We start from the raw sequence: 21789 nt of genomic DNA on the forward strand, positions 1-21789 counted from the left end.
TGCCGAGCAGGCTTTTTTGTATCTATTACCCTGGAGTTTATGATGGTGAGTTTAAAATCTTTCCTGCACTATTTCTCTCCTGCACGTCCGGCACAGCCGTTAAGCGAAGCGGAAAAACAGCAAATCGAGGCGTTAGTTCAGGCCTTCGGCGGTGAAGCGAATATTACCCAAGTGGACGCCTGTATTACCCGTCTACGGGTAACGGTTCGTCATCTGGCAGCCGTGGACTCGGACGCATTACAGCAGCAGGGCGCGCTGGGTGTCATTATTCTTGGCCAGCAGGTTCATGCTATTTTCGGTAAGCAGTCCGATGCGCTACGTCAATTGCTGGATGACCATTTTGCCGCGCGGAAATAAATAAAACGGGATAACCTGAAAACAGGTTATCCCGAAAATAAGACAAAGACAGCAGTGGCAATAATGATTACCGGAGGGAAATTAATGACCTTACAGTTGGAGATATAAATAACGTATTTGTCTTACCAGCGCGATATTACCACCAGGCTTCAACCTGTACGCCGAAATTCCAGGTATTATTCGCCGTCTGGTCTTCAAACGGTTTACCATCTTCGGAATCATTCAGATACGACGCGAAAATACGTAATTCCGGGCGTGACATAAAGTCCGGCCCGTCCGCCAGGCCCAGCGCAATGGTATATTTCTCACCGGCCTGTTTGTAGCTGGTGCCATTGTTATAGCTGTCTTTCTGATAGAAACCGCCGACTTCGCCAATCAGGCGCACGTAGTCGGTGAACTGATACTGCCCGCGGGCGACCAGCGACAGCATCCGCGTTTTATCGGTATAGTCGGTAATGTCATCCGCCGAGCCCCAGGTCAGAACGTGGTTGATGGAGAATTTCTCGGTAATTGGGATCAGACCGGTGTTAATCACGCGATAGCCGGTGGCGTCGTTCACGTAGTTCCACATATCGTACCAGCCGCCGCCCTGGGAGACCATATTCTGCGCCAGACCTTTGTTGGCATACTGCAGCACGGTTTTGTTATAGCCGCCCAGCATATCCTGACTGATTTCACCGGTCAGCATCACGCCATTTTCGGCATCGTACAGTCCGCCGTAGCTGTCCTGTTTTTTGGTGGTGTTCGGCATGGCGTAGTCGATGCCGAATTCGGTCCACGACCCGGACCACGGCTTCCATCCCGCGTAGCGTAAATCGATATAGTTGATATTGACGTTGCTGTCGCCATCGACGCGATAGTCAACGTCGTTGGCATCGCCGCGGATCCACGCCAGCGAGACGGCGCCCGGGCCAAGGGTGTAGTTTTCCACCCCGGCCCCGGAGCCGGAAATGTTCCAGTATTTAGTATCGATGATGTGCAGGTCGTGACGCTGGTAGTAACGTTTGCCGCCCCAGATCACCGCATTCGGATCGCCCGGGATCAGCCCTTTGATCTGCAGGTTCAGCTGACGTAAGCCGAACTGCGCGTCATCGTTCAGCGTGGTTTCATTATCGTTAGAGCCATCGGAGACCATGCTGACCATGCTGTCGAGATAGAAACTGACATCATCTTTTTTGTAGACCTCGGAGCCTAACTCCAGCTCGCCATAGGTATCCGATTCGTTCCCCAACCGGCCCAGCTTGTTCTTTTGCCATTCCGCTTCGCTACCGTCGCCGGAGACCCCAACCCCGGCACGCAAATAGCCATGAAAATCAACGGTCGGGATCGCAGCGGTAGCCGCAAAGGCGGAAGGGGCGATTAGCGCAGCGGCTAATGCTGTGGAAAGGACGCGCAGTGTCGTATTCATCTCTATCCTCTTATTGTTTTGTATTACGTTCACATAACTGATGTCATAAAATGCCTAAATGTAACTTCAGGCAAATGAGATATGATTATTGTGTGACTAAGTGCAAATAATAACGCTGGTTTTTGTTGTGATGAGTGAGGTGATTCACAATTAACCTGGTTGTGAACGTAATACTTTTTGTGGTGTAATTTTGCGATGAGAGGTAGCGGTGAGCGTTTTTTCAAATGGCCCCTGTTACAATCATGGGATAACAACATAAGGAACCGGACCATGAAGTCTAAAAGCGCTACTCTGGAAGACGTCGCTCGTCATGCGGGCGTCTCTTACCAGACCGTGTCCAGGGTACTCAACAAATCTGCCAATGTATCCGAAGCGACGCGCCGCAAGGTGGAGAAATCGATAGAGGCTCTGCGCTATGTGCCAAACCGGCTGGCGCAGCAGCTGGTGGGGAAGGAGAGCCAGACGGTCGGACTGGTGACGATTTCGCTGGCCTGGCATGCCCCCTCTCAGGTGGCGGCGGCGGTAAAACGCTATGCCAATCTGGAAGGTTACCAGGTCCTGATTTCAATGATTGATGAGAGCGTCAACCAAAGCATCCAGGATTCCATCAATGAGCTGAAGTCTCAGCGGGTGGATAAGGTCATTATCAACGTGCCGCTGGAGACTGAACAGGCGCAGAAAATCGCCGCTGACAATGATGATATCGTCTGCCTGTTTCTCGACGTTGATCCCTACAGCTCCGTGTTTAACGTTTCGTTTAACCCGGCGGACGGCACCCGGGCCAGCGTCAAATATCTCTATGAGATGGGGCATCGGGAGATTGCGTTGCTGGCAGGCCCGGACAGCTCCGTATCGGCGAAACTGCGGCTGAAAAGCTGGCTCGAGACCCTGGATGGCTACGGTCTGAAGCCGGTGACCGTCCTGCGCGGCAACTGGGATGCGCAGAGCGGCTACGCCGGCGCGCTGCAGATGCTGCGGGAAACGCCTAATTTCAGCGCCGTGCTGGTGGGCAATGACCAGATGGCGCTGGGGGTGCTCAGCGCCTTCCATCAGCATCAGGTGGCGGTGCCGGGAGAGAAGTCGGTGATTGGCTATGACGATACCTACGAAAGCTCCTTTTTCTATCCGGCATTGAGTACGGTCTCGCTGGACCTCGACCTGCAGGGGAAAGAGGCGGTGCGGCGGATCCTCGCCAGTACCAGCGGTGCGGCGCATACCTCATCCATCCTGCCGGCGCGCCTGGTGATTCGCCATTCCAGCGGCGCCAGAGTCGAGCAGGGGAAAGATCTGCAGGCTATCGCGGAGCAACTTCGCGCTATCGCCCACCGTCTGGCACCCTGAAGCCAAAGGCGAGGAAACTCGCCTCTTTGTTATTACCCCTGATATGACCATGGTTGATCTTTGTCGTGGAACGGCGTACCTTAATTGTTATGTTATAACATAATGATGAGGTCATCATGAAAGCCCATATCCATCCTCCCTATCGCACGGTGGTGTTTCACGACACCAGCGCCAATGAATATTTTAAAGTTGGCTCAACCATCCGCACCGAACGCGTGATTGAGCTCGACGGTGAGACGTATCCGTATGTGACGATCGACGTCTCCTCGAAATCGCATCCGTACTACACCGGCAAACAAAAAACGTTCGCCAGCGAGGGTAGCGCGGCCCGTTTCCGCCAGCGCTTTGGCGGCTTCATTGATGCAAAAAGGAAGGCATGATGCAGGTCGTTAACTCATTACGCAGCGCCAAACAGCGCCACCCGGATTGCCAGCTGGTCAAACGCAAAGGGCGGCTGTACGTGATCTGCAAGAGCAACCCCCGCTTCAAAGCAGTGCAGGGGCGCAAAAAACGTCGTTAACGGAAGCTTTCCAGGGGACGGCGCTGCTGACCGTCGGCGGTAAAATTGTCGGCGGCCAGCCATTGGCGCATGGCGCTATCCAGCTGCGGCCATTCGCCATCAATCACTGAAAACCAGTCCGTGTCCCGGTTGTGTCCTTTGCTCACCAGCGCCTGACGAAAACGTCCTTCGTACTGAAATCCCAGTCGCCTTGCCGCCCGGCCTGACGGCGTATTGAGGCTATTGCATTTCCATTCATAGCGACGGTAGCCGAGCGTCTCGAACACATACTGCATCAACAGCCAGTGCGCTTCGGTGGCCATAGCCGTTCGGCTTAGCAGCGGAGAGAAATGGACATGCCCCACCTCGACCACGCCATGGGTGGCATCGATGCGCATTAACGCCAGTGAACCGACCGCCGTTCCACGCTGCTGGTCAACGACGGCGAAATGGATCGGATCGGCCAGCGTCGCAACCTGCGCCACCCAGGCGCTAAATTCAGCCAGGCTGGTTTCCGGTTCGCGCAGCAGCCACGTCCAGCTGCGGGCGTCGGGCGCCAGCTGATGGGCAGCAAACAGATCGCTGGCGTGGGCGAGGGTGAGTGGTTCGAGCCGACAGCGGCTGCCCTGAAGTATCTGCCGGGTCGGCCAGGGGCGGGGTTGCCAGTCGGGCAGCGCGGCGCCGAGCGCCTGTCCAAACTGATTGTATTCACACATTGCGGTTTCCTTATTGGGGATGTACAGGCAGCGTACGCGCTGGCTGGTTCCATAAAAAGTGCCATTAGAGTATGTTTTTATGGATCCACGAGGAGGCGACATGAATATACCGGACGATGCGTTTTATGGGTTGGTGACGCAGGGGATGCGGCAGCGAACGGACGAAACCCTGCAGCGCGCCCTTTACCACACTTTGCGCCATGCCATCCTGCAGGGAACCCTGGCGGCCAGCTGCCGTTTGCCAGGATCGCGCGTGATTGCCGGTCGACTGCATCTGTCGCGTAATACGGTGAATGCCGCACTGGAGCAGCTGACGCTGGAGGGATACCTGACGCGAAGCCGTCAGGGGACGCAGGTGGTGCCGCTCGCCGCTAGCCGTCGGCAGGAGGTAATCGCGCCACCCGTTGTGCTGTCTGAGCGGCTGCAGGGGCTGCCAGCCGCTATGCGCCGTGACTCGCCGGCGCTGCCGTTTACGCCTGGCATGCCGGCGGTGAACTATTTCCCGCTGCCGCTATGGCGGCGGTTAATCGATAAGGCATTGCGCGACGAAGGCAGCACGCTGCTGGGCTACGGTGAGGCCGCGGGCGATCCCCAACTGCGGGAGGCTATCGCCCGCCATCTGGCGCTCTCCCGGGGCATCCGGTGCGATATCCGGCAGATCGTCATCACCGAGGGGGCGCTGGAAGGGGTCAACTTATGCGCCTCGCTGTTGACCAACCCGGGCGACAGCGTGTGGCTGGAAGAGCCGGGGTACCTGGGCGCCAGGAGTGGTTTCCAGCGAGCGGGGCTGCGGGTCTGTGGGATGGCCGTCGATGGTGAAGGGATGTGTATCGCCAACGGCGTGGCAGAGCCACCCCGGCTGATTTTCACCTCTCCCTCTCATCAGTATCCCCTTGGGAGCGTCATGAGCGCCGCGCGGCGTCTGGCGCTGGTGGAGTATGCCCATCGGCACGGCGCGTGGATTGTGGAGGATGACTACGACAGCGAGTTTCGCCACAGCGGAGAGCCGATCCCGGCGATGCTGGGGATGGTCCCGGATGCCCCGGTGGTCTATCTCGGCACCTTCAGTAAAACCCTGTTTCCGGCGCTGCGTATCGGTTTTATGGTCATGCCGTCCGCGCTGGCGGATGCCGCTCAGGAGGCCATTGGCGCGCTGCTGCGCGGCGGGCACCGCGCTGAACAGCGTGCGCTGGCCAGCTTTATCGAGAAGGGACACTATGCGCGTCATCTGGCAGCGATGCGTCGTCTGTACCGCAAACGTCAGCAACAGCTGCGCGAGGCGCTGGCGCAAGAGATTACCGTGCCGTGCGAAGTCCTCGGTGGGGAAGGGGGACTCCATCTGACGTTGGCCATAGAGGGGATCGACGATCGAACGATTGCGCAGCAGGCGCGTCAGTTTCAGCTGGCGCCCGCTGCGCTAAGTCATTTCTATCTCGACCCGCGGCGGGGGCGGAGCGGGCTGGTGCTGGGGTATGGCAATACTTCGGCTTCCCGCTATCCGCTGGCGCTGCGGACGCTGAATCGTCTTATTGCGCAGTACCGGCGCGGGTCAGCGTAAAGACATCGTAAAAGGAGAGCTCGCCTTTGGTGTCGACCATTTTTTTAAGCTGTGCCTTCTGCTCGCTATCGACGTCCGGCGACTGTAGGATACGGTCGATCAGCTGTCGGGGGACAAAGCGGGTGTTGTACCATTCGCCGTTGTAACACACGCGAAAGTCGAGGACATCGATATCTTCGTAACGATAGCGTGGATAGACGTCAAAGAAGAAAAAAGCGTTGAACAGGATGAACAGCACCACCAACAACCAGACCGAATCCACCAGCGTTTCAGAGCGCATCATGACCACCAGCGTCGCCAGAAACGCGGCATACATGGCAACAAACAGGCCCGGATGGTTGCGGATAAAACTGATGCTAAAACGCGGGCGATTATCGCGTTTTTCCTGCACGTTAAGTTCGTCAATGGTGTGAGTCAGCAGGCGTTGTATCTCTGTCATCTTGGTCCCCGAATTCTGCAATAAGCCCGCCCCGTGCGCCCGATGGCTCAGGTGCGGCAGGCTCAGCCTGAAGGTTATTTTATGTTGCAGTATTCTGCGGAGAAAGTAACAGATCAGTTACAGAAAAGCATAACAGTTACGCATTCGGCGGCGGAAGGCGCTTGATAATCTGCGCCGGGTTGCCGCCGACAACGGTACTGGCGGGAACGTCTTTAGTGACCACCGCTCCGGAGGCGATGACCGCATTATCGCCAATGGTCACCCCGGGATTGATCACCGCCCGACCACCAATCCACACATTGTGTCCAATGGTCACCGGTTTGCCATATTCCTGGCCGCTGTTTCGGGCCTCAGCATCCAGCGGATGGGTGGCGGTATAGATATGGACGCCCGGCGCCAGCATGCAGTTATCGCCAATATGGATAGGGCAGACGTCCAGCATCACACAGTCGAAATTGGCGTAAAAACCGGCGCCGAGAAAGATATTGTAGCCGTAGTCGCAGCGAAAGCTTGGCTCGATATACGCATCGCCAGCGCGACCGAACAGCTCGGCCAGAATATGCTGACGTTCTTCCTGCGCATTCGGGTCGGAATGATTATAACGGTGCAGCAGCTGTCTGGCGCGTAAGCGATCGGCGCGAAGCGTTGGGTCGCCAGATAAATAGAGCTCACCGGCGATCATTTTGCGTTTTTCTTCACTCATTGGTCTTCCTTATACCTGACGTTAGAGGGTCGCAACAGTATAAAAAAGAAACCGGTTACAAGTTTGCTGTTGGCTGAATGCTGTGATGACTATCACAAAGATGTCCTGCTGAGGCTGGCGATTACCATCCGGTCAGCAGACCGCGTCGGGCGCACTAATTAGCGGATAAATTTCCAGACGGACGTCGGGATTTTATCGTACAGCTTATTCATAGTCAGTTCAGCCAGACGATGATCGGCGGCTGAGTAAAATACCGCCAGCTCATTATCAGAAAGTTCATATTTGTTTTTTTCAATGACGCGCTCCAGCGTGTCAATTGTCTGGCAACGACGTAAGCGCATCAAATAGTCTGTTTTAGTTAATGGCTTATCAGACATAATTCCACCTTTTGATTGTAATAATCCTAACACGAAAGACTGGCCGGATTTTCCCGGCTGGCGTTGACAAAACAACGAAATAACCGATTACCGGATTTTTTCCACTTTTGCAAATCCGTAGAGTTAATGCCGTAGTTACTGAACAACGTAAATGTGTCGTCCAGATATTCGTCAACCTGAGCGATCAGCTTATTATCCTCAGCGTACTTAATTTTATAATTAAGGGCGAATGTGGCAATGTGCTCGATCAGTTCATTTAACTGGAGATTGACAGCCGATGTCGGGTCGTTGACCCAGCCATGGTTGCTCTCTTCCAGGTTTGCAAGGCAGTCATGATACAGCGTTTCGCAGAGAAAGCGTAGTTGTGCGATATCATGTCTTTTTGGCGAGTATTCGTCCATAACGCATCCCCTTTTGAGTGGTTTAAACGACGACTAACAAACACCGTTGTGGGATGAACACGACTAACTGACCTGACACTAACTGAGTAATCCTGCTGATTTAACTATAATCCACTCTCCAGGAGATTTCATCGTGCTATTACGAAAAATTACAATTATCAGAGAGAAATTATCTTAAAAATAGACGAATTAATTTCTGCGGCCCGGGCGCGCAGCCTGAAAAATAGAGATGTCTTATCAATCATTGGTTTAAGACAGGCAGTCGTCGCGTTCAGAAACCGCCGGCCGTGAATGATGATATTAGGATTATTCCTGGTAAATGAGCGTAAGAAGATCCTAAGGGCTAAACAGCGCGATAGATATAGTCTGCAACACATCAATAGATATTAAATGCAGCGCGAAAAATAAACAATGGCAATATGTGCCCTGTCGGTAATGAACAAAAAAAGGGCCGCGGTGGCGGCCCTTTGTTCAGTAGTGCAGATTAATGATGCTCAACCTGATGGCTGTGCTCAATATCTTCCGTTTTCTTACTAAAGCGGCGACGAACCACCACAAAGAACACCGGCACGAAGAAGATAGCCAGGATCGTCGCGGTCACCATCCCGCCCATTACGCCTGTACCGACGGCGTTCTGCGCACCGGAGCCAGCACCGGAGCTGATAACCAGCGGCATAACCCCAAGGATAAACGCCAGGGAGGTCATCAGGATCGGACGCAGACGCATACGCACCGCTTCAAGCGTCGCCTCAATCAGCCCTTTGCCCTCTTTCTCCATCAGGTCTTTGGCGAATTCAACGATCAGTATCGCGTTTTTCGCCGACAGGCCGATGGTGGTCAACAGGCCAACCTGGAAGTAAACGTCATTGGTTAAACCGCGGAGGGTGGCGGCTAACAGCGCGCCGACCACACCTAACGGTACGACCAGCATGACCGAGAACGGAATCGACCAGCTCTCATACAGCGCTGCCAGACACAGGAAGACGACAATCAGCGAGATGGCATACAGGGCAGGGGCCTGGTTACCGGACAGCCGCTCCTGATAAGACATCCCGGTCCAGTCGTAGCCGATACCCGACGGCAGTTTACCCGCCAGCTCTTCCATCAGGCTCATCGCCTCACCGGTACTCTTGCCTGGCGCTGCCTGGCCAAGAATTTCCATCGATGGCAGACCGTTGTAGCGTTCCAGACGCGGCGAACCGTATTCCCAACGCGAGGTGGAGAAGGCGGAGAACGGCACCATCTGGCCATCACTGCCGCGAACATACCACTTGCCGATGTCCTCAGGCAGCATACGGTATTTCGCTTCGGACATGATGTACACTTTCTTCACGCGGCCGCGGTCGATAAAGTCGTTGACATAGCTTCCGCCCCAGGCAGCGCCTAGCGTGGTGTTAATGTCGCTGATGGAGACGCCCAGCGCCTGGGCTTTTTCCTGATCGATATCGACTTTGAACTGCGGTGTATCTTCCAGACCGTTAGGACGCACGCCGGTCAGCACGTCAGGATGCTGCGCCACCATGCCAAACAGCTGATTACGTGCCTGGGTCAGTTTTTCGTGTCCCAGGCCGCCCTGATCAATCAGCTGGAAGTCAAAGCCGGTCGCGGTACCCAGTTCAACGATAGCCGGCAGGTTAAAGGCGAAGACCATCGCGTCTTTAATCTGCGAGAAGTAGCCCATCGCCCGACCGGTGATCGCTTCAACTTTGTTTTCTTCGCCCGGACGTTGGCTCCAGTCTTTCAGCGAGACGAACGCGATACCGGTGTTCTGGCCGCGGCCGGCGAAGCCGAAGCCGTTAACCGCAAACACGGATTCCACGTTGTCCTTCTCTTTGGTGAGATAGTAATTCGTCATCTCATCCAGCACTTTCTGCGTGCGCTCCTGGGTGGCGCCGGCAGGCAGCTGGGCCATACTCAGGAAAACCCCCTGGTCTTCGTCCGGCAGGAACGAGCTCGGCAGACGAACGAACAGCCACGCCATGCCCACCACGATGATCAGATACAGCACCAGATAGCGACCGGTGCTGCGCAGAATGTTGCCTACGCTGTCGGTGTAATGGTGCGTGCTCTTATCGAACATGCGGTTAAACCAGCCGAAGAAACCGGTGGTCGCGCCGTGGCTGCCTTTCTGGATAGGCTTCAGCATCGTGGCGCACAGCGCCGGCGTCAGGATCAGCGCGACCAGTACCGATAGCGCCATTGCGGAAACGATGGTGATGGAGAACTGGCGATAAATGGCGCCGGTTGAACCGCCGAAGAATGCCATCGGGATAAATACCGCCGACAGCACCATGGCGATACCTACCAGCGCGCCCTGAATCTGCCCCATCGATTTACGCGTCGCTTCTTTCGGCGGCAGGCCTTCTTCGGCCATGACGCGCTCGACGTTCTCGACCACCACGATGGCGTCATCCACCAGCAGGCCGATGGCGAGCACCATCCCGAACATCGTCAGGGTATTTATCGAGAAGCCAAACGCCGCCAGCACCGCGAAGGTCCCTAACAGGACCACCGGCACCGCGATGGTCGGGATCAGCGTGGCGCGGAAGTTCTGCAGGAACAGATACATCACCAGGAAGACCAGGATGATCGCTTCCACCAGCGTTTTAACCACTTCGTGAATAGAGATTTTCACGAACGGGGTGGTGTCATACGGGTAAACGATTTTCATCCCCGACGGGAAAAACGGCTCCATCTTCGCCAGTTCAGCGCGGATCGCGTTGGCGGTATCCAGCGCGTTCGCGCCGGTAGCCAGTTTAATACCCAGACCGGACGCTGGCTGGCCGTTATACTTCGCCACCACGTCATAGCTTTCGCCACCCAGCTCAATTTTGGCGACATCACGCAGACGAACCTGGGAACCATCCTGGTTCACCTTCAGCAGGATGTTGCCAAACTCTTCCGTATTGGTCAGACGCGTCTGTGCGACGATGGACGCGTTGAGCTGCTGGCCTTTCACCGGCGGCGTACCGCCTAACTGACCAGCGGCTACCTGGGCGTTCTGCGCTTTCAGAGCGCTGATCACGTCCACCGGCGTGAGCTGGAAGTTGTTCAGTTTATTCGGATCCATCCAGATACGCATCGCGTACTGGGAACCGAAAAGCTGAACGTCACCGACGCCGCTGGTACGGCTGATCGGGTCCTTCATGTTGGCCGCCACGTAGTCCGAAATATCGTCCTGGTTCATGGTGCCGTTGGTGTTAATAACGCCGACAACCATCAGGAAGCTGCTGGACGCTTTCTCAACGCTGATCCCTTGCTGCTGTACTTCTTGCGGCAGCAGAGGGGTGGCCAGGGCCAGCTTGTTCTGAACCTGAACCTGGGCGATGTCCGGATCGGTACCGGATTCGAAGGTCAGGGTGATGGTCGCCGTACCGGTGGAGTCGCCATTCGAGGACATGTACATCAGGTGATCGATACCGTTCATATTCTGTTCGATAACCTGAGTCACGGTGTTTTGCACGGTTTCGGCGTCAGCACCGGGGTACATGGCGGTAATGGAAATTGCTGGCGGCGCAATCGTCGGATATTGCGCCACCGGCAATTTGAGGATCGATAATCCCCCAGCCAGCATGATGATGATGGCGATCACCCATGCAAATATGGGGCGATCGATAAAGAAATTAGGCATGTCTTAACGGCTCCTGTTTAAGTTAAGACTTGGTTTGTTCTGATGGCGCGTTGCCTGCGGCTTGCTGTTTATCATCAGAAGCTACTTCCTGCGCTTTTACCTGCACGCCTGGTTTGATTTTTTGCAGGCCGGTGACGATAACGCGATCGCCGGATTTCAGACCGTCAGTGACCAGCCATTTATCGCCAATCGCTTGAGAAGCAGTGACCTGGCGGACTTCGACCTTATCGCCTTCACCCACAACCATAACGCTGGCATCGCCGCGCGGCGTACGGGTGACACCCTGTTGCGGTACCAGCAGGGCGTCAGGGTTAACCCCTTCTTCCAGACGGGCACGGACAAACATCCCCGGTAGCAGGGTGTGATCCGGGTTAGGGAAAATAGCGCGCAGCGTGATAGAGCCGGTGGTCTGATCGACGGTGACATCCGAGAATTCCAGCGTGCCGGCCTGCGGATACTTAAGACCGTCGTTAGTCACCAGCTCCACTTTCGCTTTCCCGTTTTCCTGTTTCAGACGGCCATCGGCCAGCTCCTGTTTCAGGCGCAGGAAATCATTGCTCGACTGGGTGACGTCGACATAGATCGGATCCAACTGCTGAACGGTTGCCAGGGCGGTTGTTTGACCATTTTGCACCAGCGCCCCTTCGGTTACCGCGGATTTACCAATGCGACCGCTAATCGGCGAGGTGACTTTGGTGTAGGCCAGATTGATGCGCGCGGTTTCAACGGCTGCTTTCGCCGCGACCACGGCCGCATTGCTCTGCTGCGCCGTCGCGACGGCGGTATCGTAGTCTTGTTGACTGATATATTTAGTGCCTAACAGTTTCTGATAACGCTTGACCGTCAGTTGATCCATGTTTGCCGCCGCCTGGGCTTTTGCCAGGTCGCCTTTGGCGCTGTCATAGCTGGCCTGATAGGTGGCTGGATCGATCTGATACAGGGAAACGCCGGCCTGGATATCGCTACCTTCCACGAAGTTACGTTTTAAAATAATGCCACTGACCTGAGGACGAACTTCCGCAATGCGATAGGCGCTGGTGCGGCCTGGCAGTTCGGTGGTTATTTGTAGAGGTGCGGATTTGAGCGTCACAATACCGACTTCCGGCATGTGCTGGGCTCCTTGTTGAGCCGGTTTATCGTCACATCCTGTTAGCGCTAAGCTGCCTGAGAGCATCAGAACGACCGCCAGAGGCGTTAACCCTCTGTTTTTGTTCATATGTAAACCTCGAGTGTCCAATTTCAAAATGTTCAGTGGCTCAAACAACCACAAACCCACTACAGTCTTTCTATTATGGTCGTGCTATGGTACATACATTCACAAATGTATGTAAACGTAACCTCTGTAAAGTCATTAACCTATGGCACGAAAAACCAAACAACAGGCACGTGAAACCCGGCAACTGATTCTGGATGTTGCTCTGCGTCTGTTTTCGCAGCAAGGCGTATCATCTACCTCGTTGGCAACAATTGCAAAAGCTGCGGGTGTAACGAGGGGGGCTATCTACTGGCATTTCAAGAATAAATCAGATTTATTCAACGAAATTTGGGAGCTGTCAGACGCCAGTATTAGCGATCTCGAAATTGAGTATCGGGCAAAATTCCCCAACGATCCACTCTCAGTTATCAGGGAGATATTAGTCTATGTTCTTGAAGCGACAGTGACAGAAGAGCGTCGTCGGTTGATGATGGAGATTATCTTCCATAAGTGCGAATTCGTCGGAGAAATGACCGTAGTGCAGCAGGCCCAGCGGCAGCTCTCCCTGGCGAGCTACGAGCGTATCGAGCAAACCTTAAAAGAGTGTATCGCGGCGAAGCTGTTGCCTGCCAATTTACTCACCCGGCGAGCGGCGATTTTAATGCGCAGCTACCTTTCAGGCCTGATGGAGAACTGGCTGTTTGCTCCCGACTCGTTCGACCTGCATGCGGAAGCGCGTGACTACGTCGCCATCCTGCTGGAGATGTATCAATTCTGCCCCACGCTTCGCGGCCCGGAGAGCCTGCCAGCTTAACGAAGCGTGCGGATGAGCGTGAATTTTTAGCGCGGTCCGCCGCTATTCGCCAGCGATGAGAAGTGCTATTCTGCGCGCTTGCGACGACCCCCGGTATTCTCCGGCATTTGCATTCATTCATATTAACTATGCTGCACACGATCTCCAGGCAACGCGCCACGTTCATCTTTACCATTATGCTGCTCTGTTTTATTGGCCTTTTCAGTCCAGTTCAGGGCCGCGCCGCAGACCTCCCTGACCGGGCGGAGGTGCAGAGTCAGCTCAACACATTAAACAAGCAAAAGGAACTGACTCCGCAGGATAAACTGGTCCAGCAGGATTTGACCCAGACCCTGGAAACGCTGGATAAAATCGATCGCATCAAAAGCGAGACGACGCAGCTCCGCCAGCAGGTCGAGCAAGCCCCGGCGAAGCTGCGCCAGGCGGTGGATAACCTTAACAACCTGAGCGATGTCCCGAACGACGACGCGACGCGCAAGACGCTGAGCACGCTCTCCCTGCGTCAGCTGGAATCGCGCGTCACCCAAACGCTGGACGATCTGCAGAATGCGCAAAACGATCTGGCAACCTACAACAGCCAGCTGGTTTCCCTGCAAACGCAGCCGGAACGGGTGCAAAATGCGATGTACAACGCCTCCCAGCAGCTGCAGCAGATCCGTAATCGTCTGAATGGCACCTCGGTGGGCGATGAGACTCTGCGTCCGACCCAGCAGGTGTTGCTGCAGTCCCAGCAGGCGTTGCTCAACGCGCAGATCGAGCAGCAGCGTAAGAGCCTCGAAGGCAACACTATCCTGCAGGATACCCTGCAGAAGCAGCGTGACTATGTAACCGCCTGGAGCAACCGGCTGGAGCATCAGCTGCAGCTGCTGCAGGAGGCGGTGAACAGCAAGCGGCTGACGCTGACTGAGAAAACCGCCCAGGAGGCGGTCACGCCGGATGAAACCACGCGTATTCAGGCCAACCCGCTGGTCAAGCAGGAGCTGGATGTTAACCACCAGTTGAGCGAGAAGCTGATCCAGGCGACGGAGAATGGCAACCAGCTGGTGCAGCGCAATATCCAGGTAAAGAACTGGCTCGACCGCGCTCTGCAGTCTGAGCGGGATATTAAAGAGCAAATTTCCGTGCTCAAGGGCAGCCTCCTGCTGTCGCGTATTCTTTATCAGCAGCAGCAGACGCTGCCGTCGGCGGATGAGCTGCAGGATATGACTAATCGCATTGCCGACCTGCGGCTCGAACAGTTTGAAGTTAACCAGCAGCGCGACGCCCTGTTCCAGAGCGATGCCTATGTCGCTAAGCTCGAAGAGGGGCACAGCGCTGAAGTAACCGATGAAGTACACGCCGCGCTGCTGGAAGTGATCGACATGCGTCGCGAGCTGCTTGACCAGTTCAATAAACAGCTGGGGAACCAGCTGATGATGGCCATCAACCTGCAGATCAACCAGCAGCAGCTGATGAGCGTCTCCAGCAGCCTGAAAGAAATCCTGACCCAGCAAATTTTCTGGGTGAACAGCAATAAACCGATGGACTGGGAGTGGATTAAGGCCTTCCCGGAAGCGCTGAAAGGTCAGTTTAAGGCGATGAAAATCACCGTGAACTGGGAAAAAGCGTGGCCGGCGGTATTTATCGCTTTCCTCGCCGGATTACCGCTGCTGCTAATTGCCGGCCTGATCCGCTGGCGTTTGCAGTGGCTCAAGGATTATCAGGCGAAGCTGGCTTCTCAGGTAGGCCAACTACGCAATGATACCCAACTGCATACGCCGAAGGCGATCTTTATCGACCTGATCCGCGCCTTACCGGTGGTGCTGGTGATTCTGGCGATTGGCCTGATCTTACTCACCATGCAGTTAAATATCAGCGGACTGCTGTGGGCGTACAGTAAAAAACTGGCGATGTTCTGGCTGGTGTTTGGCCTGTGCTGGAAAGTGCTGGAAAAGAACGGCGTGGCGGTCAGCCACTTTAATATGCCGGCGCAGTTGACCAGCCACTGGCGGCGGCAGATTGTCCGCGTCAGCCTGGCGCTGCTGCCGCTGAATTTCTGGTCGGTGATTTCCGAACTGTCGCCGCTGAACCTGATGGACGATGTGCTGGGGCAGCTGGTGATTTTCTTCAACTTACTGCTGATCGCGGTGCTGGTCTGGCCGATGTGCCGGGAAAGCTGGCGCGATAAAGAGTCGCACAGCCTGCGCCTGCTGACGATCACGGTGCTGTCTATCGTTCCGGTGGCCCTGATGGTGCTGACGGCGACCGGCTACTTCTACACCACGCTGCGCCTGGCGGGACGCTGGATCGAGACGGTTTATCTGGTAATGATCTGGAACCTGCTGTACCAGACCGTGCTGCGTGGCCTGAGCGTGGCGGCGCGGCGTATCGCCTGGCGCCGGGCGCTGGCGCGCCGTCAGCATCTGGTGAAGGAGGGCGCGGAAGGCGCCGAGCCGCAGGAGGAGCCGACTATCGCCCTCGAGCAGGTTAACCAGCAGACGTTGCGCATCACCATGCTGGTGATGATCGCGCTGTTCGCGGTCATGTTCTGGGCGATTTGGTCGGATTTGATCACCGTTTTCGCCTATCTCGACAGCATCACCCTCTGGCATTACAACGGCACCGAGGCGGGGGCCAGCGTGGTGCGCAGCGTGACGATGGGCAGCCTGCTGTTTGCCATTGTGGCGTCGATGGTTGCCTGGGCGCTAATCCGCAACCTGCCGGGGCTGCTGGAGGTGCTGGTCCTGTCGCGGCTCAATATGCGTCAGGGGACTTCCTACGCCATCACCACCATTCTTAACTATGCGATTATCGCCATTGGGGCGATGACGGTATTCGGATCGCTGGGCGTCTCTTGGGACAAACTGCAATGGCTGGCGGCCGCGCTGTCGGTTGGTTTGGGTTTTGGTCTGCAGGAGATCTTCGGTAACTTTGTCTCCGGCCTGATTATTCTGTTCGAACGTCCGGTGCGCATTGGGGATACGGTGACTATCGGCACCTTCTCCGGTACGGTAAGCAAAATCCGTATTCGCGCCACCACCATTACCGACTTCGATCGCAAAGAGGTGATCATCCCGAACAAGGCGTTCGTTACCGAGCGCTTGATCAACTGGTCGCTCTCCGACACCGTGACCCGCGTGGTAATCCGCCTCGGCGTCGCCTACGGTTCCGACCTGGATAAGGTGAAGGAGGTGCTGCTGAAGGTGGCGCACGATCATCCGAAAGTGATGCAGGAGCCAGCGCCGGCGGTCTTCTTCACCACCTTCGGCCCCAGTACGCTGGATCATGAACTACGTCTGTATGTCCGTGAACTGCGCGATCGCAGCTACACGGTGGATGAGCTCAACCGCGCCATCGACCGTCTGTGCCGGGAGAATGACATCAACATTGCCTTTAACCAGCTGGAAGTCCATCTGCGAAATGAAAAGGGTGATGAAGTCACGGAAGTGAAGCGGGATGGAAAGGGCGACGATTTAGCTCCCTCCGTCGCGTCTTAATTGATGAGGGGCGGCGCAACGCCGCCCCTGCTGCATCAGGGCGCCAGCGCGGCGAGCTCCTCGTCGCTAAGCCCGGTGAGTTCCCGCACGATTTGTCTTTCGAGGCCGCGCGCCAGCATTCTGGCGGCGATGCTGCGAGTGGCGGCTTCTCGACCTTCCTGCTCGCCCTCCTGCTGCCCCTGTTTACGGCCTTTCTCTTCCAGCCATTCGGCAATGGTCATCATCAGCTCCTTATGCCTGGGCGACTGCGCCGCCAGCGCGCGGATCAGCGCCCCCGGATGTTCCGTTGTACCCGCCTGCAACATATAGCGCAGCAGCGTATTCAACTGCGCTTCTGTCAGATAGCCTTGCGTCATCAGCGCAATCAGCGGCACCTGCAGCTCGGCCAGATCGCGATGGCGGATATGCTTTTGCAACAGCTCCAGCATGGCCATTCGCCGATGACGGACTATCTGATTATCTGGCATAACGGTGAGGTCCACCAGCGGAAAATCACCGCTATAGAGCGCCTTCGCCAGCGCCGGTTCGGCGAATAGCTGTTGCCAGTTGCGGGGCCAGGGCCAGGGGCTGACCTTGCCGTGATAAAACAGAATCGGCACCACCAGCGGCAGCGTGTCGTGGCCAGCGTCCAGATGACGCTGCATGGCGGCCAGCGCGTAGCGCAGCAGGCGAAACGCCATCAGCTTGTCCGGGGTACTCTGGTGCTCAATCAGCGCGTAAACATAGCCCGGTCCGTGGCGGGTGCGCAGTGAGTAAAGGATATCGGAATAGCTGGCGCGCAGGTCCTCTTCAACAAAGCTACCGGAGACCAGCTGCAGCGAATCCAGCTCGCAGATTGCCAGAAACGGCGCGGGCAGATACAGCTGCATGAAATCCTTCGCCACCGCATGATGCATCAGCATCTGGCGAAAAACCGCATCGTGCGGGGTTTGACTGACCTTTTCCATCAATATTGCCTCCATCGGCGTCATGCGCAGAGGACCACTCTGCCAGCACTCCGCCGTGGGCAACATCTTACTTCTGCGGCGTTTGCGAGGCGCTTTCCGCGTTTTTTAACTTGTTTGCATAATCCCGCCTGACAATTTCCAGCGCGTCCAGCACGGTTTGCGCCGGGATCTGATGTGATTCCAGCAACATGATTAAATCGACGGCCAGTTTGACCTCATCGGGGGCATTTTCCAGCGACATCGGACTCTCCTGTTAGCGCGTCAGCCGCGCCAGTACGTTTTCAATCTTATCCAGCGCCTGTCGGCAGCGCGCCAGCCGTCCACTGTAGACCTCGACTTCCCTGGCCAGCCGCTGCTGCTCGTCGAGGCTGGTAGCCTGCGTCAGCTGGCGCTGGCGTTGGTCGCGCATCGCCAGCAGGCGGCGCTCATACTCCTGATGCTGTAGGCGACGGCGCTGCCAGCGGCTCAGCGTTGGCGAGGCATGGTCCCAACTGCGCAGCGACCAGGTGGCGGTTTCGCGACGCAGCGCAGCGATTTGCGCCGCCAGACGCTCGGCGATCCAGGCTACCTGCGGCAACTGCTGGCGCTCGACGGCCTGGCGGAGCTGGTGAAAGTTGTGTTGGGCTTCCGCCAGATAGGCCTGCATCAGCGTGCTGCGGGTGTGGAAGAGCTGGCGGTCAAAGCGCGGGCTGAGGGTCGCGTGCTCCGCCAGCGGCGCCACCTGCGCGGCCAGCTCGCTGAGCTGATTGTTCAGCGTTTGTAAAAGTTGAGCTGTTTTCACCAACCCCCTCCATTCTCCATCAGCCAACTGTGCTACAGTAGCCGTATCTGTTTGATAACGATTCGCATTATGCCACCTGTCATTTTAACCATTATCGGCTGGCTGGCGGTAGCGCTGGGTACGCTGGGCGTCTTCTTACCGTTGCTGCCGACGACGCCGTTTATTCTGCTCGCTGCCTGGTGCTTTGCCCGCTCATCGCCGCGCTTTCACCAGTGGCTGCTGTATCGCTCATGGTTCGGCGGCTATCTTCGCCACTGGCAACAGTACCGCGCCATGCCTCGCGGCGCCAAACCGCGCGCCATTGCCATGATCGTGGCGACTTTTGCTATTTCGCTGTGGCTGGTTAAGCTTACGTGGGTGCGCATCATGCTGTTGGTCATTCTGGCCTGTCTGCTGATCTTTATGTGGCGCATTCCGGTGGTTGACGCAAAGCAACAAAAGCACTGATGCGCAATAATGCCTGTTGCAATTGTTGCTGACAGCCAGTAAATTCTGGCGTTTTCGAGCGCGGGTAAGCCTGGTCAAAGGTTAAACAAATGTTTCTTTGGCCCCTTTTGCACGCCCGTGGGTAACACCGTTTCAATCAGGCATACACTTATGACCGCAACTGCACAGCAGCTTGAATATCTGAAGAACAGCATCCAGAGTATCGAGGATTATCCAAAACCGGGCATTCTTTTCCGCGATGTCACCAGTTTACTGGAAGACCCGAAAGCTTACGCGCTTAGCATTGAACTGCTGACCGAGCGCTACAAAGACGCGGGAATTACCAAAGTGGTAGGGACTGAGGCGCGTGGCTTCCTTTTCGGCGCACCGGTTGCGCTGGCGCTGGGCGTGGGCTTTGTTCCGGTACGCAAGCCGCGTAAGTTGCCGCGTGAAACCATCGCTGAGAGCTATGAGCTGGAATACGGCACCGATCAGCTGGAGATCCACGTTGACGCCATCAAACCGGGCGACAAAGTGCTGGTGGTGGACGATCTGCTGGCGACCGGCGGAACCATCGACGCGACGGTCAAACTGATCCGCCGTCTCGGCGGCGAAGTGCAGGATGCCGCTTTCATTATCAATCTCTTCGATCTGGGCGGCGAACAGCGCCTGGAGAAGCTGGGGATCCACTGCTTCAGTCTGGTGCCGTTCCCGGGCCACTAAGCAAATCCCTCCACATAGCCTCGCCGATCGGGCGGGGCTGTGATAGCATGACCCTTTCGTGATTTCACCTTCCAGCGTTTCAGAGCCAGCCCATGAGTTATCAGGTCTTAGCCCGTAAATGGCGCCCACAAACCTTTGCTGACGTCGTCGGCCAGGAACATGTGCTGACCGCACTGGCGAACGGCTTGTCGTTAGGGCGCATTCATCACGCTTATCTCTTTTCCGGTACCCGCGGAGTCGGTAAGACCTCCATCGCCCGCCTGCTGGCGAAAGGGTTAAACTGTGAAACCGGCATCACCGCCACCCCCTGCGGCGTGTGCGATAACTGCCGGGAAATTGAACAGGGGCGCTTTGTCGATCTGATTGAGATTGACGCCGCCTCACGCACCAAAGTCGAAGATACCCGCGACCTGCTGGATAACGTCCAGTACGCGCCGGCCCGGGGCCGCTTCAAGGTCTATCTCATCGACGAAGTTCATATGCTGTCGCGCCACAGCTTCAATGCGTTATTAAAGACGCTGGAGGAGCCGCCGGCGCACGTCAAATTCCTGCTGGCGACGACGGATCCGCAGAAGCTGCCGGTGACGATCTTATCCCGCTGCCTGCAGTTCCACCTGAAGGCGCTGGACGTTGAACAGATCCGCCATCAGCTGGAGCATATTCTTGGCGAAGAGCAGATTGCCTTCGAGCCCCGCGCGCTGCAGCTGTTGTCGCGCGCCGCCGACGGCAGCCTGCGCGATGCCTTAAGCCTGACCGATCAGGCTATTGCCAGTGGAGAAGGGCAACTGACGGCGGCGTCGGTGAGCACCATGCTCGGCACCCTCGATGACGATCAGGCACTGTCGTTGATTGAAGCCCTGGTCGCTGCCGATGGTGAGCGAGTCATGGCGGGCGTCAATGACGCCGCCGCGCGCGGCGTTGAATGGGAGGCGCTGCTGGTGGAGATGCAGAGCCTGCTGCACCGCATCGCCATGGTTCAGCTGTCCCCTTCGGCGCTGGGCGCCGACATGGCCGCGGTCGAAGTGCGCATGCGCGAACTGGCGCGCACCGTACCGCCGGGCGACGTTCAGCTCTACTACCAAACGCTGCTGATTGGCCGCAAAGAGCTACCCTATGCCCCGGACCGGCGGATGGGCGTCGAAATGACGCTGCTGCGCGCCCTGGCGTTTCATCCGCGTAAGCCGCTGCCGGAGCCCGAGGTGCAGCCGGTGCAGGCCGCCGCGCCCGCGCCGCGCCAGCCGGTTTCCCCCGCAGCGCCGCCACAGCCGCCGCAGAGTTTGCCGCCGACCACCAGCCAGGTGCTGGCGGCCCGCAGCCACCTGCAGCGCAGCCAGGGAGCAACCACCCCAAAAAAGAGTGAACCGGCAGCCGCTTCCCGCGCGCGGCCGGTGAATAACGCTGCGCTGGAGCGACTGAGTTCGATTACCGAGCGCGTCCAGGCTCGTCCGGCCGCGGCGGCGCTGGAGCAGGCCCCGGCGAAGAAAGAGGCTTATCGCTGGAAGGCGACGACGGTGGTTGAAGAGACCAAAGTCGAAGTCGCCACGCCTAAAGCGCTGAAAAAAGCGCTGGAGCATGAAAAAACGCCTGAGCTGGCGGCCAAGCTTGCCGTTGAAGCGGTCGAGCGCGACAGCTGGGCGGCAGAAGTGAGCCAGTTGGCAGTACCGAAGCTGGTCGAGCAGGTGGCGCTCAACGCGTGGAAAGAGCAGGAGGGCAATCGCGTCTGTCTGCATCTGCGCTCCAGCCAGCGCCACCTCAATTCCGCCGGCGCACAGCAAAAGCTGGCTGAAGCGCTGGGGGTGTTGTACGGTACGCCCGTTGAATTGACCATCGTGGAAGACGATAATCCCGCGATGCGCACGCCGCTGGAGTGGCGGCAGGCTATTTATGAAGAGAAGCTCGCGCAGGCGCGCGAAGCGATTATTGCGGATAATAACATTCAGACCCTGCGTCGTTTCTTTGACGCCGATCTGGATGAAGAGAGTATCCGCCCCATTTGA

The 21789-nt window shown here is 56.8% G+C and carries 22 protein-coding genes and 1 other annotated feature; of the genes, 11 read left to right on the forward strand and 11 right to left on the reverse strand.

Annotated features, from left to right (window positions below; all coding sequences use genetic code 11):
- Window positions 1-42: 42 nt before the first annotated feature.
- On the forward strand, window positions 43-357 hold the full coding sequence (locus ABLU50_RS01095; protein WP_004204757.1) for a glucose PTS transporter subunit EIIB: 315 nt from the start codon (window positions 43-45) through the stop codon (window positions 355-357).
- A gap of 136 nt (window positions 358-493) precedes the next feature.
- Here the strand turns inward: ABLU50_RS01095 and ABLU50_RS01100 are convergent, their stop codons facing one another.
- The gene (locus ABLU50_RS01100) at window positions 494-1765 is read right to left on the reverse strand and encodes a maltoporin (protein ID WP_004204756.1); all 1272 of its coding nucleotides are present in this window, start codon (window positions 1763-1765) and stop codon (window positions 494-496) included.
- A gap of 270 nt (window positions 1766-2035) precedes the next feature.
- Between ABLU50_RS01100 and ABLU50_RS01105 the strand changes: the two genes are divergently transcribed.
- The 3 genes from ABLU50_RS01105 to ykgO all read left to right on the forward strand — a co-directional run bounded on the left by ABLU50_RS01105 (window position 2036) and on the right by ykgO (window position 3626).
- Window positions 2036-3106 carry a LacI family DNA-binding transcriptional regulator gene (locus ABLU50_RS01105; RefSeq protein ID WP_004204755.1) on the forward strand — a complete coding sequence of 357 codons (1071 nt, stop codon included), beginning with the start codon at window positions 2036-2038 and terminating at the stop codon, window positions 3104-3106.
- Window positions 3107-3222: 116 nt separating this feature from the next.
- Window positions 3223-3486 carry a type B 50S ribosomal protein L31 gene (locus ABLU50_RS01110; protein WP_004204754.1) on the forward strand — a complete coding sequence of 88 codons (264 nt, stop codon included), beginning with the start codon at window positions 3223-3225 and terminating at the stop codon, window positions 3484-3486.
- The gene (gene ykgO, locus ABLU50_RS01115) at window positions 3486-3626 is read left to right on the forward strand and encodes a type B 50S ribosomal protein L36 (RefSeq protein ID WP_002892018.1); all 141 of its coding nucleotides are present in this window, start codon (window positions 3486-3488) and stop codon (window positions 3624-3626) included. Before ABLU50_RS01110 ends, ykgO begins: the two co-directional genes overlap by 1 nt.
- Here the strand turns inward: ykgO and ABLU50_RS01120 are convergent.
- The gene (locus tag ABLU50_RS01120; protein WP_060656954.1) at window positions 3623-4321 is read right to left on the reverse strand and encodes a GNAT family protein; all 699 of its coding nucleotides are present in this window, start codon (window positions 4319-4321) and stop codon (window positions 3623-3625) included. The genes ykgO and ABLU50_RS01120 overlap by 4 nt on opposite strands.
- A gap of 100 nt (window positions 4322-4421) precedes the next feature.
- Here ABLU50_RS01120 and ABLU50_RS01125 point away from each other — a divergent pair, with 100 nt between their 5' ends.
- Complete coding sequence (locus tag ABLU50_RS01125) at window positions 4422-5879, forward strand: PLP-dependent aminotransferase family protein (RefSeq protein WP_049117056.1); 1458 nt, start codon at window positions 4422-4424, stop codon at window positions 5877-5879.
- Here ABLU50_RS01125 and ABLU50_RS01130 read toward each other — a convergent pair.
- Window positions 5848-6318: a YlaC family protein gene (locus ABLU50_RS01130; RefSeq protein WP_049093338.1), complete on the reverse strand. Its 471-nt coding sequence runs from the start codon at window positions 6316-6318 to the stop codon at window positions 5848-5850. The two genes, ABLU50_RS01125 and ABLU50_RS01130, sit on opposite strands and share 32 nt — an antisense overlap.
- Before the next feature lie 42 nt (window positions 6319-6360).
- Here ABLU50_RS01130 and ABLU50_RS01135 point away from each other — a divergent pair, with 42 nt between their 5' ends.
- Window positions 6361-6483, forward strand: coding sequence for a hypothetical protein (locus ABLU50_RS01135; protein WP_032431198.1), 123 nt, complete (start codon window positions 6361-6363; stop codon window positions 6481-6483).
- Here ABLU50_RS01135 and maa read toward each other — a convergent pair.
- The 5 genes from maa to acrA all read right to left on the reverse strand — a co-directional run bounded on the left by maa (window position 6455) and on the right by acrA (window position 12646).
- Window positions 6455-7021, reverse strand: coding sequence for a maltose O-acetyltransferase (gene maa / locus ABLU50_RS01140; protein ID WP_087832569.1), 567 nt, complete (start codon window positions 7019-7021; stop codon window positions 6455-6457). The genes ABLU50_RS01135 and maa overlap by 29 nt on opposite strands.
- Before the next feature lie 158 nt (window positions 7022-7179).
- Complete coding sequence (locus ABLU50_RS01145; protein WP_002892050.1) at window positions 7180-7398, reverse strand: HHA domain-containing protein; 219 nt, start codon at window positions 7396-7398, stop codon at window positions 7180-7182.
- A 26-nt stretch (window positions 7399-7424) separates the two neighbouring features.
- On the reverse strand, window positions 7425-7799 hold the full coding sequence (gene tomB / locus ABLU50_RS01150; protein ID WP_002892066.1) for an Hha toxicity modulator TomB: 375 nt from the start codon (window positions 7797-7799) through the stop codon (window positions 7425-7427).
- Between the two features lie 484 nt (window positions 7800-8283).
- On the reverse strand, window positions 8284-11430 hold the full coding sequence (acrB, locus tag ABLU50_RS01155) for a multidrug efflux RND transporter permease subunit AcrB (protein WP_004204748.1): 3147 nt from the start codon (window positions 11428-11430) through the stop codon (window positions 8284-8286).
- 22 nt (window positions 11431-11452) lie between these two features.
- Window positions 11453-12646: a multidrug efflux RND transporter periplasmic adaptor subunit AcrA gene (gene acrA / locus ABLU50_RS01160; RefSeq protein ID WP_004204747.1), complete on the reverse strand. Its 1194-nt coding sequence runs from the start codon at window positions 12644-12646 to the stop codon at window positions 11453-11455.
- A 142-nt stretch (window positions 12647-12788) separates the two neighbouring features.
- Here acrA and acrR point away from each other — a divergent pair, with 142 nt between their 5' ends.
- Together acrR and mscK are read left to right on the forward strand one after the other, a co-directional pair.
- Window positions 12789-13439: a multidrug efflux transporter transcriptional repressor AcrR gene (acrR, locus tag ABLU50_RS01165; RefSeq protein WP_004204746.1), complete on the forward strand. Its 651-nt coding sequence runs from the start codon at window positions 12789-12791 to the stop codon at window positions 13437-13439.
- 128 nt (window positions 13440-13567) lie between these two features.
- On the forward strand, window positions 13568-16915 hold the full coding sequence (gene mscK, locus ABLU50_RS01170; protein WP_323083828.1) for a mechanosensitive channel MscK: 3348 nt from the start codon (window positions 13568-13570) through the stop codon (window positions 16913-16915).
- A 35-nt stretch (window positions 16916-16950) separates the two neighbouring features.
- On the opposite strand, the gene ABLU50_RS01175 is transcribed toward mscK, so the two are convergent.
- From ABLU50_RS01175 to priC, 3 genes are all read right to left on the reverse strand, one after another.
- Complete coding sequence (locus ABLU50_RS01175) at window positions 16951-17862, reverse strand: Rpn family recombination-promoting nuclease/putative transposase (RefSeq protein ID WP_053810700.1); 912 nt, start codon at window positions 17860-17862, stop codon at window positions 16951-16953.
- 67 nt (window positions 17863-17929) lie between these two features.
- A complete protein-coding gene (rsmS, locus tag ABLU50_RS01180; RefSeq protein ID WP_004204742.1) occupies window positions 17930-18103 on the reverse strand; it encodes a pleiotropic regulatory protein RsmS in 174 nt (57 codons plus the stop codon).
- A gap of 12 nt (window positions 18104-18115) precedes the next feature.
- Window positions 18116-18643 carry a primosomal replication protein N'' gene (gene priC, locus ABLU50_RS01185; RefSeq protein ID WP_004204741.1) on the reverse strand — a complete coding sequence of 176 codons (528 nt, stop codon included), beginning with the start codon at window positions 18641-18643 and terminating at the stop codon, window positions 18116-18118.
- A 69-nt stretch (window positions 18644-18712) separates the two neighbouring features.
- On the opposite strand from priC, the gene ABLU50_RS01190 reads away from it, so the two are divergent.
- The 3 genes from ABLU50_RS01190 (at window position 18713) to dnaX (ending at window position 21789) form a co-directional block, all read left to right on the forward strand.
- A complete protein-coding gene (locus ABLU50_RS01190) occupies window positions 18713-19090 on the forward strand; it encodes a DUF454 family protein (protein WP_004204740.1) in 378 nt (125 codons plus the stop codon).
- A 150-nt stretch (window positions 19091-19240) separates the two neighbouring features.
- Entirely contained in the window at window positions 19241-19792 is a 552-nt protein-coding gene (gene apt, locus ABLU50_RS01195) for an adenine phosphoribosyltransferase (protein ID WP_004204738.1), read from the forward strand.
- A 92-nt stretch (window positions 19793-19884) separates the two neighbouring features.
- On the forward strand, window positions 19885-21789 hold the full coding sequence (gene dnaX / locus ABLU50_RS01200; protein WP_087832568.1) for a DNA polymerase III subunit gamma/tau: 1905 nt from the start codon (window positions 19885-19887) through the stop codon (window positions 21787-21789).
- Window positions 21122-21186, forward strand: a sequence feature (DnaX frameshifting element). Its footprint overlaps the gene before it by 65 nt.

Origin of the sequence: Klebsiella sp. GG_Kp173, from assembly GCF_040062415.1 — a bacterium.
GTDB classification, from domain to species: domain Bacteria; phylum Pseudomonadota; class Gammaproteobacteria; order Enterobacterales; family Enterobacteriaceae; genus Klebsiella; species Klebsiella quasipneumoniae.

Coding starts and splice junctions, on each gene's coding strand:
- ABLU50_RS01110 (WP_004204754.1), top strand. CDS start 3,223: ATGAAAGCCCATATCCATCCTCCCTATCGCACGGTGGTGTTTCACGAC.
- ABLU50_RS01125 (WP_049117056.1), top strand. CDS start 4,422: ATGAATATACCGGACGATGCGTTTTATGGGTTGGTGACGCAGGGGATG.
- ABLU50_RS01175 (WP_053810700.1), bottom strand. CDS start 17,862: ATGGAAAAGGTCAGTCAAACCCCGCACGATGCGGTTTTTCGCCAGATG.
- ABLU50_RS01145 (WP_002892050.1), bottom strand. CDS start 7,398: ATGTCTGATAAGCCATTAACTAAAACAGACTATTTGATGCGCTTACGT.
- acrR (WP_004204746.1), top strand. CDS start 12,789: ATGGCACGAAAAACCAAACAACAGGCACGTGAAACCCGGCAACTGATT.
- ABLU50_RS01190 (WP_004204740.1), top strand. CDS start 18,713: ATGCCACCTGTCATTTTAACCATTATCGGCTGGCTGGCGGTAGCGCTG.
- rsmS (WP_004204742.1), bottom strand. CDS start 18,103: ATGTCGCTGGAAAATGCCCCCGATGAGGTCAAACTGGCCGTCGATTTA.
- ABLU50_RS01120 (WP_060656954.1), bottom strand. CDS start 4,321: ATGTGTGAATACAATCAGTTTGGACAGGCGCTCGGCGCCGCGCTGCCC.
- ABLU50_RS01105 (WP_004204755.1), top strand. CDS start 2,036: ATGAAGTCTAAAAGCGCTACTCTGGAAGACGTCGCTCGTCATGCGGGC.
- dnaX (WP_087832568.1), top strand. CDS start 19,885: ATGAGTTATCAGGTCTTAGCCCGTAAATGGCGCCCACAAACCTTTGCT.
- mscK (WP_323083828.1), top strand. CDS start 13,568: ATGCTGCACACGATCTCCAGGCAACGCGCCACGTTCATCTTTACCATT.
- ykgO (WP_002892018.1), top strand. CDS start 3,486: ATGCAGGTCGTTAACTCATTACGCAGCGCCAAACAGCGCCACCCGGAT.
- ABLU50_RS01135 (WP_032431198.1), top strand. CDS start 6,361: ATGGCTCAGGTGCGGCAGGCTCAGCCTGAAGGTTATTTTATGTTGCAG.
- acrB (WP_004204748.1), bottom strand. CDS start 11,430: ATGCCTAATTTCTTTATCGATCGCCCCATATTTGCATGGGTGATCGCC.
- ABLU50_RS01100 (WP_004204756.1), bottom strand. CDS start 1,765: ATGAATACGACACTGCGCGTCCTTTCCACAGCATTAGCCGCTGCGCTA.
- ABLU50_RS01095 (WP_004204757.1), top strand. CDS start 43: ATGGTGAGTTTAAAATCTTTCCTGCACTATTTCTCTCCTGCACGTCCG.
- ABLU50_RS01130 (WP_049093338.1), bottom strand. CDS start 6,318: ATGACAGAGATACAACGCCTGCTGACTCACACCATTGACGAACTTAAC.
- acrA (WP_004204747.1), bottom strand. CDS start 12,646: ATGAACAAAAACAGAGGGTTAACGCCTCTGGCGGTCGTTCTGATGCTC.
- maa (WP_087832569.1), bottom strand. CDS start 7,021: ATGAGTGAAGAAAAACGCAAAATGATCGCCGGTGAGCTCTATTTATCT.
- tomB (WP_002892066.1), bottom strand. CDS start 7,799: ATGGACGAATACTCGCCAAAAAGACATGATATCGCACAACTACGCTTT.
- apt (WP_004204738.1), top strand. CDS start 19,241: ATGACCGCAACTGCACAGCAGCTTGAATATCTGAAGAACAGCATCCAG.